This is a genomic window from Micromonospora sp. DT68, assembly GCF_049847245.1.
Classification (GTDB): Bacteria; Actinomycetota; Actinomycetes; order Mycobacteriales; family Micromonosporaceae; genus Micromonospora; species Micromonospora profundi.
The window spans coordinates 1-16395 of sequence record NZ_JBNCNZ010000015.1 but is presented as its reverse complement, the minus strand read 5'-3'; the positions used below and the strand labels follow the sequence as shown (position 1 = coordinate 16395).

Sequence of the window (16395 nt, the reverse complement as noted above, 5' to 3'; positions counted from 1 at the left end):
GACGCGACGAGGATCGACGGTGAAGGAGCGTGCTGCCATGGCGGTCGTCAGGGAGCAGGCCGGGTCGGTGCCCGCCTCGTCGCCGGAGCCCGTCCCGAGTCCCACCGAACTGCTCGAACGCGCCCGGGAGCTGGCCCCGCTGCTGGTCCAGCGGCAGGCCGAAACCGAAGACCGCACCTTCTACGCCTCGGACGTGCACGCCCGGTTCCAGCGCGCCGGGTTCCACCGGATGCTGGTGCCGCGCCGCTACGGCGGCTACGAGACAGACATCGGCACCTTCCTCGCCGTGGTTACCGAACTGGCCCGGGCCTGCCCGTCGACCGGCTGGATGTACTGCCTCGGCGCCACCCACGCGGTCGCCGTGGCGACCCTGTTCGACGAGCCCGCCCAGGCGGAACTCTTCGCCGGCGGCGACTTCGTCTGCCCGGCGACGATCGTTCCCTCCGGCACCGCACGCCGAGGCCCGGACGGGCGCTGGAGGGTCACCGGCACCTGGAACTACTGCTCCGGCGCGCCGTACGGCACGCACTTCCTCGGGCACGCGCTGGCCGAGCCGACCGACGGTGGGCCGCCTCGACCGGTGCTGTTCGTGGCACCCCGGCAGCAGTGGCGGCGACTCGACGACTGGGGCGGGCAGCTCGGACTGCGGGGCAGCGGATCGCACAGCATCACCGTCGACGCCGACCTGCCCGCGAGGTTCGTCCTCCCGGACACCCACCTCAGTGAGGTCGACGTGAGCGCAGGCACGCCCGGCCGGACGCTGCACGGCAACCCGCAGTACGGAGGCGGCCCGATCAGCTTCATGGTGTTCGAGGTGGCCGCACTCGCCATCGGCATGGCGTACGGCGCGCTGGACGTCTACGGCGAGCTGATGCGGTCGCGGCGGACCGCATTCCCGCCGGTCGTCGGCCGCGCGGAGGACCCCGACTACCAGATCTGGTACGGCGAGGCCACCGGCATGATCGCGACGGCCGAGGCCGCTCTGCGCGACGCGGTCCGCCAGTGGAACGCGCTCTGCGCCGCCGGACCAGAGGCATTCACCCGGGAGCAGGATCTGCGCCTGGCCACCATCTGCCGACAGGTGATCCGGCTGTGCTGGCAGGCCGTCGAGCGGCACCTGTTCCCGACGGCCGGTTCGAGCGCGGTACGCCACGGTGAGCGTCTGGAACGGATCTGGCGCGACATGTCCATGCTGCACACCCACGCGGGCTTCGCCGTCTTCCTTCCCACCCGGGCCACCCGCGAGTACACCCGGGCCCACTTCGCGGTGGGCTGACACCCCGCGTCGCCGGCCACCGGCGCGCCGGAACCCCCTGGAGGCTGTGGTGACCAATGTCGGTGAGGTGGACGGGCTGACGCTGTTCCCGGCGGACGCCGGATACCGGGCCGCCGTCGAGGTGTTCAACCTTGCGGCTCCCGTACGCCCGGCAGCCGCCGTGACCGCCCGCACGGTCGGGCAGGTGCGCGCCGCGATCCTGGACGCGCGCCGCCGCGGCTGGCACGTTCGTGTGCACTCGACGGGCCACGGCAGCGCCGCCGCGCGGCCGGTCGACGGCGGCCTGCTGATACGCACCCGCCTGACCGGCGGGGTGTCGATCGACCCGCTGGCGCGGGTGGCCCGGGTGCCGGCGGGCACCCGGTGGGGCGAGGTGGCGCAGGCCGCCGCCGCGTACGGGCTCGCCGCGCCGCACGGTTCCTCGCCCACCGTCGGCGTCGTCGGCTATCTGCTGCGCGGCGGAGTCAGTTTCTACGGCCGGCAGGTGGGCCTGGCGGGGAACCGGGTCCGGGCTGTGGAACTGGTCACCGCCGACGGGGAGTACCGCCGCGTGGACGCGGACAACGATCCGGAGCTGTTCCACGCCCTGCGCGGTGGTGGCGGTGGATTCGGCGTGGTCACCGCCGTCGAGGTCGCGCTGCATCCGGTGGCCGCCGTGGTGACCGGCGCGGCGTTCTGGCCGGCGGCCCACGCGCCCGCCCTGCTGGACGCGTGGCGAGGCTGGACCCGGCACGCACCGGACCGGGCGACGACCACGTTTCGGGTGATGAACCTGCCGGCCATCGAGGGGGTGATCCCGTCTGCCCTGTCCGCCGGAACAGTGGTGTGCGTCGACGGCGCGGTGCTCGCGGCCACCGCCGACGAGCTGCCCGACGCCCAGCGGGTGGCCGACGAGCTGCTCGGTCCGCTGCGCGCCGTGGCGCCGACAATCCAGGACAGCTGGACCACCGCCGGGCCGATCGACGTGCTCGCCACCCACCTGGACCCGGCCGAGCCGGTGCCGCTTGTCGGCGACCACATGCTGCTCGACGAGCTGGACGAATCCGGTGCGGCGGCGTTCCTGGCCTCGGTGGGGCCGGACTCCGGTTCCCCCCTGATCAACGCCGAGCTGCGTCAACTCGGAGGGGCACTGGCCGTGCCCGACCCGGACGGCGGCATCCTCGACCATCTCCCCGCCCGCTACGCCTACGTCAGCGGGGGCATGCCGTTCGGTTTGGTGACGGTCGACGACATCCGTGGGCACTGCGCGACCGTGCGCCGGACGCTGACGCCCTGGAACACCGGGCGTACGGCACCTACCTTCGTCGAGACCGTCGACCAGCCGCAGCTGCACCTGGACGCCGACCAGGTCGCCGTGGTCGACCGGGTCCGCCGCCGGGTCGACCCGGACGATCTGTTTCGCCTCGACGTCGCACCGAACGCGTCAGCGGTGCGCTGATCAGAATCCGCCACCGCGCCCGCCCCGTCAGGGCAATTCGGGAGATGTCTCCCGGTGATCCAGGTGGGACGCTTTCTGCAAGTCGGAACACCAATTCGCGCCATTGAAAACTGTCGGGGAAAAGAGGTGCGTGATGCGATTCACCTCCATTCAGGAACGTTTCGCCGCGCAGGTGCTGCGGACGCCGGACGCCATTGCGGTCGTCGACGGCCAGCGCCGCGTCAGCTACCGGGAACTGGACGCCGAGGCCGACCGCCTGGCCGCCCGCCTGGCGGACCGGGGCGCGCGCCCGCAGACCCCGGTGGCGGTGCTGCTGGAGCGCTCGGCCGACGTGGTGGTCGCGTTCCTCGCGACGCTCCGGGTGGGCGCCGCCTATCTGCCGCTGCACCTGGCCCATCCCGACGAGCGGATCCGTCAGATCCTCGACCGCTCCGGTGCCACGTTGGCGCTCACCCACGCCGCCACCGCGGACCGCCCGCTGCCCATCGGGATCCGCACGCTGCGCGTCGACGGAACCAGCGAAGCCGGCGCGCCGCCAGCGGTCCCGGCGCGACCCGACGGCGTCGCGTACGTCATGTACACCTCGGGATCGACGGGGCAGCCCAAGGGCGTCGCGGTGACCCACCGGGGGGTGCTCGACCTGGTGGCCGACCCGTGCTGGGACAGCGGCCGGCACGACGTCGTGCCGATGCTCGCACCGCACGCGTTCAGCGTGTCCACATACGAGGTGTGGGTGCCGCTGCTGCGCGGCGGCCGGGTCGTGGTCGCCCCGCCCGGGGTGCCGGATCCCGCGACCCTGCGGCGGCTGATCCGCGACCACGGCGTCACCGGGTTGCACCTGACCGCAGGGCTGTTCCGGGTCCTCGCCGACGAGGACCCGACCTGCCTGAGCGGGGCACGCGAGGTGCTCACCGGTGGCGACGTCGTCTCGGCCGAGGCGGTGCGCGGGGTCCTGGAACACTGCCCCGACCTCACCGTCCGCGCCACGTACGGCCAGACCGAGGCCACCCTGTTCACGATGCACGCGCCGATGACGGCCTCCACGCCGCCGTCCGGCGCGGTGCCCATGGGCAGCCCGCTGCACGGGGTCGGGCACCGGGTGCTCGACGAGCGGCTGGCGCCGGTGCCGGACGGTGTGGTCGGCGAGCTCTACCTTTCCGGTGAACGCCTGGCCCGGGGCTACCCCGACGCTCCCGACCTCACCGCGGAGAGCTTCGTCGCCGACCCGTACGGCCCGCCGGGGCAGCGGATGTTCCGCACCGGGGACCTGGTCCGCCGGGACGCCGACGGCGTGCTGCACTTCTGCGGCCGGGCCAACGACCAGGTCAAGATCCGCGGTTTCCGGGTCGAGTTGGCAGAGGTGGAGGCGGCCCTGGAGACGCACCCCTCGGTGGCGCACGCCGCGGTCCTCGCGGTGCCGGCGCCGGGCGGTGATCGCCGGCTGGTGGGCTTCGTGGTCCCGGCCGGCGATCCCGTCGACACCGCCGACCTCACCGTGCACGTCGGCCGCCGGCTGCCCGACTACATGACACCCTCGGTCGTCGTGACGCTGGACCGGCTTCCGCTCACCTCCAACGGCAAGGTCGACCGCCGTGCGTTGCCGGTGCCGGAGCTGACCGCTCCGGCCTCCGGCCGCGCGCCGGCCACCGAGCGGGAGCGGGCACTGTGCGAGATCTTCGCCGACGTGTTGGGCATGCCGCAGGTCGGTCCGGACGACAGCTTCTTCGACCTGGGCGGGCAGTCCCTGCAGGCAATGAGGCTTGTCAGTCGGATCCGCTCGGTGCTGGGTCTGGAGGTCACGATCGACGTGGTCTTCGACGCGCCCAGCCCTGCCGCGCTGGCGCGGCACCTGGACCCGGTCGCGGCCTGACCCTTGCGAACCTGAGCCGGGAGAGCATGATGACCAACCCTTTCGACGTCTCCGACGCCATCTTCTCCGTGCTGGTCAACCCGGGCGGCGAGTTGTCGCTGTGGCCGTACCCGATCGACGTCCCGCCCGGGTGGACGGCCGTGCACGGTCCGACGGACCGCGCGACCTGCCGGGCGTACGTCTGCTCGCACGGGGTCGATCCGTGGCCCGGCGGCCAGCCCCGGAACCGCGACCATCCGGCCTGAACCCGCCGCCGGCCGGTTCCCTGAGGAGGAGTGGCACATGACCATCGACCCCCTGCCCGAGACACCGACGGGCGAGGCGCCCGCGCCCGAGCCGGACCTCGTCCAGCTACTCACCCCCGACGGTGACCGGGTGGAGCATCCGGACTACCGACTCGACGTGTCCACCGAGGACCTCCGCGGCCTGTACCGCGACCTGCTGCTGGTGCGCCGCCTCGACGCCGAGGCGCTCGCCCTGGCCCGCCAGGGTGAGCTGGGCGCCTGGCCCTCCCTGCTCGGCCAGGAGGCCGCGCAGGTCGGCTCCGCGCGCGCACTTACCGCCCTGGACATGGTCTTCCCCACCTACCGCGACCACGGCGTCGCCTGGTGCCGGGGAGTACCACCGGCGGACGTGCTGGCCTCGTTCCGCGGCGTCGCGCACTCGGGCTGGGACCACGCCGCCCACCGACTGCATCCGTACGCCATCGTCATCGGCAGCCACGCGTTGCACGCCACCGGCTATGCGATGGGAATCCAGCGCGACGGCGTCGACGAGGCCGCCATCGTCTACTTCGGCGACGGCGCCACCAGCGAGGGCGACGTCAACGAGGCGTTCGTGTGGTCCGCGGCGCAGAACGCGCCGGTCGTGTTCTTCTGCCAGAACAACCAGTGGGCCATCTCGGTGCCGACCGAGAAGCAGTCGCGGGTGCCGTTGTACCGGCGGGCCGCCGGCTTCGGTTTTCCCGGCATCCGGGTGGACGGCAACGACGTGCTTGCCTGCCTGGCTGTCACCCGGGCCGCGATGGAGAACGCCCGGTCCGGCCAGGGGCCGACGTTGATCGAGGCGGTCACCTACCGGATGGGACCGCACACCACCTCCGACGACCCCACCCGCTACCGGGAGCAGGCGGAGCTGGAACGGTGGCGGCTGCGCGACCCGATCACCCGGGTCCGCGCTCACCTCACCCGTACCGGAGCCGCCGACCCGGCCTTCTTCGCAGACGTCGACGCCGAGGTCGACGCGCGGGGCGCGGAGCTGCGCCGGCGATGCCTGGACCTGGCCGAGCCGGCCCCGGACGTCATCTGGTCGCACGTGTACGCCGTCGGGCACCAGCAGCTCGCCGACGAGGTGCGGGCCGACCGGCCGGATGCCGTGGCGGAGCCGCCGCCCCGCGCCGTCGTCGTCGAACCGCCGCCCCCGGTCGCCGGGCACACCACGCGCACGTGGGCGCTGTCGCGAGCCATCAACGAGGGCCTGCGCAAGGCGATGGAGCAGGACCCGGCGGTGTTGGTGATGGGCGAGGACGTCGGTCGGCTGGGCGGGGTGTTCCGGGTCACCGACGGTCTGCAGAAGGACTTCGGGGAGAGCCGGGTGCTCGACACCCCGCTGGCCGAGTCCGGCATCGTGGGTACCGCGATCGGGCTGGCGCTCCGTGGCTACCGGCCGGTCTGCGAGATCCAGTTCGACGGGTTCGTCTTCCCGGCGTTCAACCAGATCACCACCCAGCTCGCCCGGCTGCGGGCCCGGACCTCCGGCCGGATCGCGCTTCCGGTCGTGGTGCGGGTGCCCTTCGGCGGCGGGGTGGGTGCTCCGGAGCATCACGGCGAGTCGCCGGAGGCGTACTTCACCCACACGCCCGGGTTGCGCGTGGTCACCTGCGCGAGCCCCGGCGACGCGTACGCCCTGATCCAGCAGGCCATCGCCTGCCCGGACCCGGTGATCTTCTTCGAGCCGAAGCGCCGTTACTGGGAACGGGGACCTGTCGACACGGACCTCGGACGGGCGCTGCCGTTCGACCGGGCGGCAGTGGTCCGCCCCGGGCGGGACGTCACAGTCCTCACGTACGGGCCGATGGTGAAGACCTGCCTGGAGGCTGCGGAGGCGTCCCCGACGTCTCTGGAGGTCATCGACATCCGTTCGCTCAATCCGCTGGACGAGGAGACGGTGCTGGCCTCGGTGCGGCGTACCGGCCGCTGCCTCGTGGTGCACGAGGCGCCGGTGTTCAGCGGGTTCGGCGCCGAGTTGGCGGCCCGCGTCGCACAACGCTGCTTCTACCACCTGGAGGCCCCGGTGGAGCGGCTCGGCTCCTACTCCGCGCCGTATCCGCCGTCGCGGACCGAGAGCCACTACCTGCCCGGCGTCGACCGCATCCTGGCCGCGGTGGACCGGATGACCGCGGAGTGACAATGGGCGAGCTACGGCACTTCAACCTTCCGGACGTGGGCGAGGGCCTGACCGAGGCGGAGATCCTCACCTGGCGGGTACGGCCCGGGGACACGGTAGCCATCAACCAGATCCTGATCGAGATCGAGACCGCGAAGGCGGCGGTCGAGCTGCCCAGCCCGTTTGCGGGCCGCGTCGCCGAGCTGCTGGTGGCCGAGGGCGACACGGTGCCCGTCGGCACGCCGCTGATCGCCGTCGCCGTCAGCGTCGACTCCGCCGAGATGGACGCCACTTCGGCCGGACCGGCCACGTCGGTCGAGCCGGCCACCGCGCCCGTCGGGCTGGCCGCGTCCCGCGCGTCCGCGCCGGTCGGGGCGGTCGAGCTGGCCGCTGCCGACCCGGCCGAAGACCGCGCGGAGCTCGTCGGCGCCGGCTCGCACCGCGCGCCCGCCCTGGTCGGCTACGGCTTCACCCCGGGTGGGGAAGCCGGCCCCGGTGAGCAGCGCGCCCACCGGCCCCGGCCGTCGGTCGCGCCCGGCGGCAACGCGGTGCAGGCCACACCGCCGGCCCGGCGGCTGGCCCGTGACCTCGGCGTCGACCTGGGTACGGTCGCCGGCACCGGCCCGGCGGGGGCGATCACCCGCGACGACATCAGGCGCGCTGTCGCGCCCGGCACGCCGACGCGCATCCCCGTCCGTGGCGTACGCCGATCGACCGCCGACGCGATGACCCAGGTGGCGGCCACCGTGCCGCACGTGACCACCTGGGTGCAGACCGACGTCACCGCGACCGTCGAGGCGGTGGCCCGGCTGCGCGAGATGCCCGAGTTCCAGCAGCGGCGGGTCAGCCCTCTCCTGTTCGTGGCGAGGGCCCTGCTGCTCGCTGTGGAGCGGCGACCAATGATCAACGCCTGGTGGGACGAGCCCGCCCGGGAGATCGTCCTGCGCGACCACGTCCACCTCGGCATCGCCGTGGCGACCGAGCGCGGGCTGCTCGTACCCAAGGTGAAGGACGCCCACGCGCTGCGGCTGCCGGCGCTCGCCGCGGCGATCGAGAACCAGGTGGACACCGCGCGCGCCGGGCGGTCCACCCCCTCCGACCTGACCGGCGGCACCATCACCATCACCAACACCGGAGTGTTCGGAGTGGACGGTGGCACGCCCCTCACCAACGTCGGTGAGTCGGCGATCCTCGCGGTGGGCCAGATCCGCGACATGCCGTGGGTGCACGAGGGCGCGCTCGCCGTACGCAAGGTCACCACGTTGGCGCTCTCATTCGACCACCGCGTGGTCGACGGCGACCTCGCCTCCGGTGTGCTGCGCGACGTCGCCGACCTGCTCGCCGACCCGGTCCGGATGCTGGCCCGGTGTTGACCGTGAGCGGGCCGACGCGGTGGCTGCGGGTCGAACCCCGCTACGGCGGGCCGCCCGGTGCGGGCAACGGCGGCTGGACGTGCGGTCTGGTCGCCGCCGCCCTGCCCGCGCCGCCGCCGGTGCCGGAGGTGACGCTGCACAGCCCCGCCCCGCTACACGTGCCGCTGGCGTTACGCGGGGGCACCTCGGGAGCCGTCCTGCACACCTCGGGTGGCCGGCTGGTCGCCACTGTCGTACCCAGGGGGGAGGACATCCCCGCGGTGCCGCCGGCCCCCCTCGACGCCGCCGACGGGTGGGTGGCCCGGCACGGGGCGCACCACCTGCCCACCTGCTTCGTCTGCGGCCCCCGGCGTCCGGACGGCCTGCGGATCCGGCCCCGGCGGACGCCAGACGGCGGTATCGCCGCCACCGTGGTGCTGCCGGTCGACGGGGTGCCGGCCCGGCTCGCCGTGTGGGCGGCGCTGGACTGCCCGGGCGGGTGGACCGTGATCAAGGCTGGTCGGACCCACCTGTTGGGTCGGCTGGCGGTCGTCGTCGACCGTCTGCCCGGGGCCGGCGACGTGTGCCTCGTGGTCGGCCGGGCCGTCCGCGTCGAGGGTCGCAAGGCGTTGGTGCGCACCACGCTGTACGGCGCCGACGGAGCGGTGGCCGCCCGTGCGGAGGCCACCTGGGTGTCGGTCGGGCGGTGAGGCCCGCACCGCACGCACAGAGATGCGACTCCGCCCGGCCGACCCGAATCATGACTCAGGAACGAGCGAATTCCGTAAATGCCGAAACGGCGGGGGCGGACGCAGTGCACAACTGTCCTCGGAAGGGAGAACGACAGCGATGAGCGGCAGAACCGTCGTGGAGTTCTGGCTCCATTACTACAACACGCCACATTTCCTGGATCAGACCCGGGAAATGGCGGCAAGCTTCAACGCCCGGCATCCCGAGTACGAGGTCGTCGTCACCGGACACGACTTCCACGACCTGCCGCGGGTGGTGGCCGAGGCCGCCGACCGGGGTGTCGCGCCGGCGGTGGCCCAGATCTACCTCACCGCCACCCAGGAGGCACGTGACATGGTGGACACGGCGGGTCAGCCGCTGTTCACCTCGGTCACCCGCGCGATCGCCGGCCGGCGGGAGATCCTGGGCGAGGCGGTAGTGCTCGACGACGTCCTGCCGCGGGTCCGCGACTTCTACACGGTCGACGGTGATCTCGCCTCGATGCCGACCCTGGCGTCCACCGCCCTGCTGTACGCCAACACCACGATGCTCGCCGCCGCAGGCGTCACCTCCGTCCCGTCCACCTGGGCCGAGGTGGCGGCGGCGTGCAAGTCGGTGGCCGCCCTGCCCGACGGCCCGGAGTACGCCATCACCTGGCCCAACCACGGCTGGATCTTCCAACAGGCGATCGCCCAGCAGGGCGGCCTGTTGGCCGACCACGACAACGGCCGGTCCGGACGGGCCCGCACGGTCGACCTGTCCTCCCCGGAGATGCTCGCGTTCGTCGGCTGGTGGCGACAGCTGCACCGGGACGGCTACTTCCTCTACACCGAGGACATGGACCCGAGCACCTGCTGGGGTGGCACCTTCATGGCGTTCGCCGAGCAGCGGGCCGCGCTCACCGTCAGCTCCTCGGTGGCCGCGCCGCACCTGGTGCAAGCCGGCCGGGACGGTGGCTTCGACGTGGTTGCCGCCCGACTGCCGCACAACGAGGCGGCGCCGTACGTGGGCAACCTGATCGGCGGGGACTCCCTCTGGCTCACCGCAGGCCTCGACCCGGCGGTGCAGGACGGCGCCCTGGCGTTCATGCAGTACCTCAACAGCCCGCGCAACGCGGCCGACCGGCACCGGGTCAGCGGCTACCTGCCGATCACCCTCAGCGCTGTGGACCTGCTGGAGCGGGAGGGCTGGTTCGCGCAGAACCCGCACGCCCGCGTCGGTGTCGACCAGCTCGCCGCGTCCGGGTCTTCGCCGGCCGCCCGGGGCGCGCTCTTCGGCGACTTCGGCGGCATGCAGGACGTGAACGCGCGAGCCATGCACGACGTGCTCCTGCACGACGCCGACCCGGCCGAGCGCTTCACCCAGGCGACCGAGGAGGCGCAGCGACTCCTCGACGAGTACAACGCCCACTGCGTCGCCGCCGACGGCACCCGCCGCAACCCGCCCTGCCTGCGCGTCTCCTGATCTCCACCCACCGGTCGCCCCCGGCGGGCCCCCCCCCCCGGCCCCCCCAGGGGGGGGTGGGGGAAAAAAAAAAAACCACCCCCACCCCCATGCCCCCCCCCCCCCCCCCCCCGCCCCCCCCCCCCCCCCCCCCCCCCCCCCCCCCCGCCCCCCCCCCCCCCCCCCCGCCCCCCCCCCCCCCCCCCCCCCCCCCCCCCCCCGACTGTGCTCCCAGCACCCGCGCCGCGGCGCGCGGCGCGGGTGAGGTGGGTTCAGGCGAGGGTAGGCAGATCGGGGCGTAGTGCTGCCGCTCCGCCGAGATAGACGTGCAGGAGGCCGTCGCGCGGGCGGTCGGTGTGCACGTGTGCCAGCAGCCGGATGATCCGGGGCGGGGCATCGGGTACGCCGATCTCGGTGGCGCACAGCAGGGGCACGTCGTGCAGGCCCATCCGGCGGGCAGCCGTGGCCGGAAAGGCGGTGCGCAGGTCCGGAGTGACGGTGAACAGGACGCTGATCAGGTCGTCCCCGGTCAGCCCGTTGCGTTCGAGGACTGCGGTGAGCAGCTCGACGGTGGCCTGCGCGATGTCATCAGGGCTGTCGCGGGGCACCTGCACGGCGCCGCGTAGCGCCCGTACCGTCGGCCTGGTCTCGGGTCCGGTCGGACCGCTGCGGCGCGCGGACACGGATTCTCCTCTCCACGCCGGCCGTTGCACGCCGGCGTCGCCAGGGGCCGTCAGGACGGCGCCCGGCTCCGAGCGGAACCGGGCGCCGTGACGGGCGGGATCGAGGCGGTCAGTCGCCGACGGTGAACTGGCCGGGAGTGCGGCCGGCTCCGGCCGGGCCCCGGTACGCCTGGGCGATGTTCAGCCACTGGTCGGCGTCCGGTCCGCTGGCCACCAGGGACAGGTCCTGGCGGTGCCGCCGGCGGGTCACCAGGAGGCAGAAGTCCGCGGCGGGCCCGCTGATCCGCTGCTCCGCGTCGGCGGGCCCGAACTCCCACTGCTGCCCGGACGGGCCGGTGAGCGACCAGTGGAACTGCACGTCCGGCGTGGACAGGCCGCGGGCCTGGTAGCCGAAGTCCCACGTGCGGACGGCGAATCCGACGAGGTGACCGATCCGGTCGGTGTACTGCCGACGTACCGCCAGAGCGTCGGCGATGTCCTGGCCGTGACCGAACAGCTCCATCATGCCGGCGGCGGCCAGCACCGGGGCCGGCAGTGGCCGGACCAGCCAGGGCACCATCTCACCGGCCGGCACCGCGGCGAGTGCCTTTTCGGCGGTGGCGCGTTCGGCACGCCACCGGTCGAGCAGGGTCGCCGGTGGCTCGGCGAGGTACGGCGCCATCGCGGCGTCGACGTTGGCGTCGAAGTCGCTGCTGAGGCGGGCGGTCATCGCCCGGAAGACCTCGGGCTCGGCCGCCGCCGTCCCCGCGAGTCGGAACGTCGCCGCGAGGTGGGCGATCTGGTGGGCGATGGTCCAGCCGGGGGCGGGGGTGGGGCGCGACCATTCGGCCGGGTCGAGGTCGGCGACGAGACGGTCGATGTCGTCGCCTTCGGCCGTGAGGTCGGAAATGACGTCCTGCTGGGTCACGGGTCGGTCCTTCCGCTCGTCGGGCAGGGACGGTGGCCTCGGCGGGTCGGTCCGGTCGAGGCCACCCGGCCCGTCACAGATAGAGGGTGTTGGGTTCCAGGCCGCAGGCGATCCGCCCGTACAGCTCGAGGTTGGTGTTGGGGTGCATGATGGCGTGCAGGTTGAGGGTCTGCACGTCCCTTTCGATGCGCTGGATCGGCACCGTGTTGTAGATCGACGAGCCGCCGCTGGCCGTGTTCAGGATGTCCACGGCCTCCTTGGTCCGCTGGCACGTCGCACCCAGGTCGAGCCGGGTACGGGCGCGCTCCTCCAGCGTCCACTGCTCGGACCGGGCGGCCTTGCCGTCCAGCCGGTCCGCCGCCCGGTAGGCGTGGAATTCGGCCTCGTCGAGTTTGGTCGTCGCCTCCGCTACCTGAAGGTGCGTCAGCGGCGCCTCCGCCTGACTTTCGTAGCTGGTGTAGGTGATCTTGCGGCCGGGCAGTCGCTCGAAGAAGGCGTCCCGTGCGGCGCGGCCGAGGCCCAACGCGGTGGCCCCGATGGTGGTGCAGGCGGTCGGCATGAACGGCGCCTGGAAGACCGGCGAGGAGGCGTTGAGGACCGACCGGTGGACGCCCTGCAGGACCGGGCCCATCGGTAGTACGCGCGCCTGCGGCACGAAGAGGTCCTTCGCCACGGTGGTCACGCTGCCCGAGCCGCGCAGACCGGCCGTGTGCCAGTCGTCGATGATCTCCAGCTCGGAGATCGGCACGGCAACCATGATCGGCTCGTACTCGCCGTTCGGGTGGGCCAGGACCGCCGCGTTGGTGTTCCACGAGCTCTGCTGGACGCCGCTGTTGAACGACCACTTGCCGTTGAGGACGATGCCGCCGTCGGCGGGTACGCCGACCGCGGACGGACTGAGGATGCCGCTGATCCGCACGTCCGGCACGGAGAAGATCTCGTCCTGCACCTCGTCGGGGAACAGGCCGGCCATCCAGGTGCTGATCGCCCAGACTGACAGGGTCCAGGACGTCGAGCCGTCGCCCCGGGCGATCTCGGCGATCACCTCCACGACGGTGCGCATGTCCGACTCGTAGCCGCCGTAGCGGGTGGGCACCCGCATCCGCAGCAGGCCGGCGTCGGTCAACGCCTCGATCGTGGTGTCGTGCAGGCGGCGGTTCTCCTCCTGCCAGAGGGCGTTCTTCTGAAGCAGCGGCGCAAGCTCGGCGGCGCGGCGCACGAGCTCCGCCCGGGGCGGGGCGTTGGTGAGATCCACAGAATGCTCCTTCGGGTCACGGCGTGGGCAGGACATGGTGCGGCGCGTCGATCGGCGGGCGGGACGGGTTTCGCGGGGAAGACGTGTGGCGGAGGAACCCGTGCCGGCCGGTGCGCGCCGATCCGCATCACGACCTTGGCACCGGGCCTGTTCCCGCCGCACCTTCCGACGTGCGGACGTGCCGGTGCGGTGCCGGTCGTCGACGATCGCGCTGGTCGCGGGTGGACGCACCGGCTGTGGACACGGCGACAGGGGGTACGACGGCGGGTGGCTGCGCGACCGTGGCCCGACGCCTGACGAACGCGGCGAGCACGGCGGCGCACAGCAGGACGACGGCGACCAGGGTGAGCGTCGCCCGCGCCGCCGGCAGGAAGGCGTCGGCGAACGCGTCCGCCGCCGCCGTCGAGAACCGCTGTGCCGGGCCGGCGGCGAGACCGGGCGGCGGACTCACCCCACCGTGCTGGCCCGCGCCCAGATTCAGTCCGTGCGCGGCGGCCCGTTCGAAGCCGTCCACGAAGGCGGGACGCAACTCCGGCGGCAGTTGCTCGGCGCGGGCGGTGACGCTGGCGTGCAGTCCGTCGACCAGCCGGTGCTGGAGCAGCGCGCCGGCGACCGCGGCACCGAGCACCCCGCCCACCTGACGCGCGGTGTTGAGCACGCCGGACGCCGCCCCGCCCAGCACTTGTGGTACGGCCCGCATCGCCTCGGTCGTGGTGGGTGCGATGGCCGCCCCCATCCCGACCCCCACCAGCATCAGCGGTAGCACGAACGTCGCCGGGGTGGCGTCCGTCCCCGGGACGACGGCCACCGCGAACACCCCGGCCGCGAACGCCGCCAGCCCGACCATCAGCAGGAGCCGACCGCCGACCCGGTCGGTGAGGCGACCGGCGACGGGGGCCACGGCGCTGAGTGTCAGCGTCCACGGCAGCGCGGTGACCCCGGCCAGCAGCGGGCTCATGCCGAGCAACGTCTGGGTCTCGATGACGAAGACCAGCAGGAAGCCGTAGAGCGCGAACGACGTGCTCATTGTGATGACGACCGCGACGGTGAAGGTACGGTCGCCGAACAGTCGGGTCGGCACCAGCGGTGCGCGGTGCCGGCGTTCCCAGCCGACGAAGACGAGCAGCATCACCACGCCGGCGACCAGGATCATCGGCACCGTCACGGCGCCGATCGCCGGACCCCAACTCAGTCGTTCGCCCTCGACCAGCGCGTAGGCGACGGCGACCAGACCGGCCGTGGCGAGCAGCACGCCGACCGGGTCGAAGCCGGACGGGCGGGGTGATCGCAGATCCGGCACCAGCCGTAGCGTGGCCACCACCCCGGCGACGCCGAGCGGAATGTTGATCAGGAAGATCCAGCGCCAGCCGAGGTCGGTCAGGAGCAGCCCGCCCAGCGTGGGTCCGCTGACCGCCGCCAGCCCGGCCACGGCGGTGAAGATGCCGAACGCGGCTCCCCGCCGGGCCGGCGGAAAGATAGCGGAGATGAGCACCAGCGCCTGGGGCAGCAGGGTGGCCGCCGCGAGACCCTGCACGGCCCGGGCGGCGATCAGCTCACCCGGGGTCCGCGCCGCCCCACACAGCAGGGAGGCCACCGCGAATCCGGCGAGTCCGGCGACGAACACCCGGCGCGGGCCCAGCAGGTCACCCAACCGGCCGGCGACGATGAGCAACGACGCCAGCGCCAGGAGGTAGGCGTTCAACACCCAGAGGATCTCGTCGATGCCGGTGTCGAGATCGCGCATGATCTGCGGTGCTGCGGTGTTGACGATGCTCGTGTCGAGCAGGATGAGGAAGTTGCCCAGGCACAGCACCGCCAGCGCGACCCACGGATTGCGCCGCGCGGCGGGCTCGCTCACCGGCCGGCCTCCTCGACCCGTGCCTCGGACACGGCGACCAGATCGGCGCGGAGCCGCAGCCCGACCTGCCGAGCGGCGGCCAGGCTCGCCCAGGACGTCAGGTCGATAAGCGTGGCGTCGGCCGGCTGCTGTTGCCGGAACGCCTCGACCTCCCGTTCGGTGACCCGATACGAGGCGAGCGCCGTCAACAGGGCCAACTCGCCGGCGGCCCGGTCGCCAGGTGGAAGCTCGGCGACAGCCTCGGTGATCCGGTGCCGTTCAGTTGGGCCGGGCGGCGCGGTGCCCCGGACCAGGTGGGTGAGCACCAGCGAGCGGACCCGGACCGGCACGCTGCGTTCTCCCGCCGCGTCGATCGCCGCCGTCCGGGCCACCGCGTCGGCGATGGTGGCGTGCCCGTCCGCCCACGCAAGGTCGGGTGGCGAGGCTTCCGGCGGCAGCGGCGGCAGAACGGTGCCGGGCACGACCCTCCGGCGGGCGAGCGGGCCGAGGAGCCGGGCGGCCATCCGGCGCGAGCGGTCCGCGCCGAGCCGGCGCATCGGCGCGGGCACCGGCGAGTCCGGCAGGAAGATGTTCACCATCCGGTTGAGATAGTGGAACGCGACGGCGACGCCGATCAGCTCCGCCGCGTCGGCCGGCGCGAACGGCGGGGTGGGGCGACCCTCGATCTGGCCGCTGGCCCGCGCCCACCGGGCCAGTGCCCTCGTCCCGGCGTCGGGGAGGTCGTCGATCCGGTCCGCCGCCAAGACCGCGGCGTCGCGGTCCGTTCCGGCCAGTCCGGTCAGTGCCGCGCCGTGTACGTCCACGCAGTACGGGCAGGCGTTGCCGACCGACACCGCCGCCGCGACGAGTTCCTTGGTCGCGCGGCTGACGGTCCCCTGGGCGAGCAGTGTCTCGCGCAGCAGGGACCAGCACGCGGCGAGCACGTCCGGTGCGGCGGCGTGCAGCGCGACAGGTGTGGCAAGCATGCCGAAATCCCGCTCCATCTGCCGGTACACAGTGCGCACGAGGCCGGTGGCCGCGTGCGGTGGCACCGGGGCGACGTAGCGGATCTGCCTCATCGCAGCGCCCCGAGTCGCCCGAGCGATCAGTAGAGCCATGGCGGTCCTCTCCTGTGCGGCGCGGGGGGGGGAAGGCGCCGGACCGGCGCCCCCGGGGGGGGGGGCGGGGGGGCCAGGGGCGAGGGGCGAGGGGCGAGGGGC

Annotated in this window: 13 protein-coding genes and 1 pseudogene; 9 read left to right on the top strand and 5 right to left on the bottom strand. The window is 73.4% G+C overall.

What is annotated here, in order from left to right; genetic code table 11:
* Window positions 1-37 precede the first annotated feature (37 nt).
* The 9 genes and pseudogenes from ACPXB1_RS23640 to ACPXB1_RS23600 all read left to right on the top strand — a co-directional run bounded on the left by ACPXB1_RS23640 (window position 38) and on the right by ACPXB1_RS23600 (window position 10514).
* Window positions 38-1276, top strand: a complete 1239-nt coding sequence (locus ACPXB1_RS23640; RefSeq protein WP_053660731.1) for an acyl-CoA dehydrogenase family protein — start codon at window positions 38-40, stop codon at window positions 1274-1276.
* A 49-nt stretch (window positions 1277-1325) separates the two neighbouring features.
* Window positions 1326-2714: an FAD-binding oxidoreductase gene (locus ACPXB1_RS23635; RefSeq protein ID WP_082377734.1), complete on the top strand. Its 1389-nt coding sequence runs from the start codon at window positions 1326-1328 to the stop codon at window positions 2712-2714.
* A 133-nt stretch (window positions 2715-2847) separates the two neighbouring features.
* The gene (locus ACPXB1_RS23630; protein WP_053660728.1) at window positions 2848-4584 is read left to right on the top strand and encodes a non-ribosomal peptide synthetase; all 1737 of its coding nucleotides are present in this window, start codon (window positions 2848-2850) and stop codon (window positions 4582-4584) included.
* Between the two features lie 29 nt (window positions 4585-4613).
* The gene (locus tag ACPXB1_RS23625; RefSeq protein ID WP_053660976.1) at window positions 4614-4829 is read left to right on the top strand and encodes an MbtH family protein; all 216 of its coding nucleotides are present in this window, start codon (window positions 4614-4616) and stop codon (window positions 4827-4829) included.
* A 37-nt stretch (window positions 4830-4866) separates the two neighbouring features.
* Window positions 4867-5943: pseudogene (gene pdhA, locus ACPXB1_RS23620) on the top strand (pyruvate dehydrogenase (acetyl-transferring) E1 component subunit alpha); the annotation flags it as partial.
* A 93-nt stretch (window positions 5944-6036) separates the two neighbouring features.
* Complete coding sequence (locus tag ACPXB1_RS23615; RefSeq protein ID WP_255353061.1) at window positions 6037-6990, top strand: alpha-ketoacid dehydrogenase subunit beta; 954 nt, start codon at window positions 6037-6039, stop codon at window positions 6988-6990.
* Between the two features lie 2 nt (window positions 6991-6992).
* A complete protein-coding gene (locus ACPXB1_RS23610) occupies window positions 6993-8342 on the top strand; it encodes a dihydrolipoamide acetyltransferase family protein (protein WP_197281664.1) in 1350 nt (449 codons plus the stop codon).
* A complete protein-coding gene (locus tag ACPXB1_RS23605; protein WP_355593439.1) occupies window positions 8336-9031 on the top strand; it encodes a hypothetical protein in 696 nt (231 codons plus the stop codon). The genes ACPXB1_RS23610 and ACPXB1_RS23605 overlap by 7 nt, the downstream gene beginning before the upstream one ends.
* Before the next feature lie 139 nt (window positions 9032-9170).
* Window positions 9171-10514: an extracellular solute-binding protein gene (locus ACPXB1_RS23600; protein WP_053660724.1), complete on the top strand. Its 1344-nt coding sequence runs from the start codon at window positions 9171-9173 to the stop codon at window positions 10512-10514.
* 251 nt (window positions 10515-10765) lie between these two features.
* Here ACPXB1_RS23600 and aroH read toward each other — a convergent pair whose 3' ends face one another.
* The 5 genes from aroH to ACPXB1_RS23575 all read right to left on the bottom strand — a co-directional run bounded on the left by aroH (window position 10766) and on the right by ACPXB1_RS23575 (window position 16254).
* A complete protein-coding gene (gene aroH / locus ACPXB1_RS23595; RefSeq protein WP_053660722.1) occupies window positions 10766-11176 on the bottom strand; it encodes a chorismate mutase in 411 nt (136 codons plus the stop codon).
* Between the two features lie 109 nt (window positions 11177-11285).
* On the bottom strand, window positions 11286-12083 hold the full coding sequence (locus ACPXB1_RS23590) for a TIGR03084 family metal-binding protein (RefSeq protein ID WP_053660720.1): 798 nt from the start codon (window positions 12081-12083) through the stop codon (window positions 11286-11288).
* 73 nt (window positions 12084-12156) lie between these two features.
* Window positions 12157-13374: an acyl-CoA dehydrogenase family protein gene (locus ACPXB1_RS23585; protein WP_053660718.1), complete on the bottom strand. Its 1218-nt coding sequence runs from the start codon at window positions 13372-13374 to the stop codon at window positions 12157-12159.
* Between the two features lie 91 nt (window positions 13375-13465).
* Window positions 13466-15196 carry a DHA2 family efflux MFS transporter permease subunit gene (locus ACPXB1_RS23580; protein ID WP_053660716.1) on the bottom strand — a complete coding sequence of 577 codons (1731 nt, stop codon included), beginning with the start codon at window positions 15194-15196 and terminating at the stop codon, window positions 13466-13468.
* Window positions 15193-16254, bottom strand: a complete 1062-nt coding sequence (locus ACPXB1_RS23575) for a carboxymuconolactone decarboxylase family protein (protein ID WP_231640231.1) — start codon at window positions 16252-16254, stop codon at window positions 15193-15195. The genes ACPXB1_RS23580 and ACPXB1_RS23575 overlap by 4 nt, the downstream gene beginning before the upstream one ends.
* Window positions 16255-16395 lie beyond the last annotated feature (141 nt).

Excerpts from the sequence above, each read along its gene's own strand:
- ACPXB1_RS23640 (WP_053660731.1), top strand. The coding sequence starts at position 38 with ATGGCGGTCGTCAGGGAGCAGGCCGGGTCGGTGCCCGCCTCGTCGCCG.
- ACPXB1_RS23630 (WP_053660728.1), top strand. The coding sequence starts at position 2,848 with ATGCGATTCACCTCCATTCAGGAACGTTTCGCCGCGCAGGTGCTGCGG.
- ACPXB1_RS23625 (WP_053660976.1), top strand. The coding sequence starts at position 4,614 with ATGACCAACCCTTTCGACGTCTCCGACGCCATCTTCTCCGTGCTGGTC.
- ACPXB1_RS23610 (WP_197281664.1), top strand. The coding sequence starts at position 6,993 with ATGGGCGAGCTACGGCACTTCAACCTTCCGGACGTGGGCGAGGGCCTG.
- ACPXB1_RS23600 (WP_053660724.1), top strand. The coding sequence starts at position 9,171 with ATGAGCGGCAGAACCGTCGTGGAGTTCTGGCTCCATTACTACAACACG.
- ACPXB1_RS23585 (WP_053660718.1), bottom strand. The coding sequence starts at position 13,374 with ATGTCCTGCCCACGCCGTGACCCGAAGGAGCATTCTGTGGATCTCACC.
- ACPXB1_RS23575 (WP_231640231.1), bottom strand. The coding sequence starts at position 16,254 with ATGAGGCAGATCCGCTACGTCGCCCCGGTGCCACCGCACGCGGCCACC.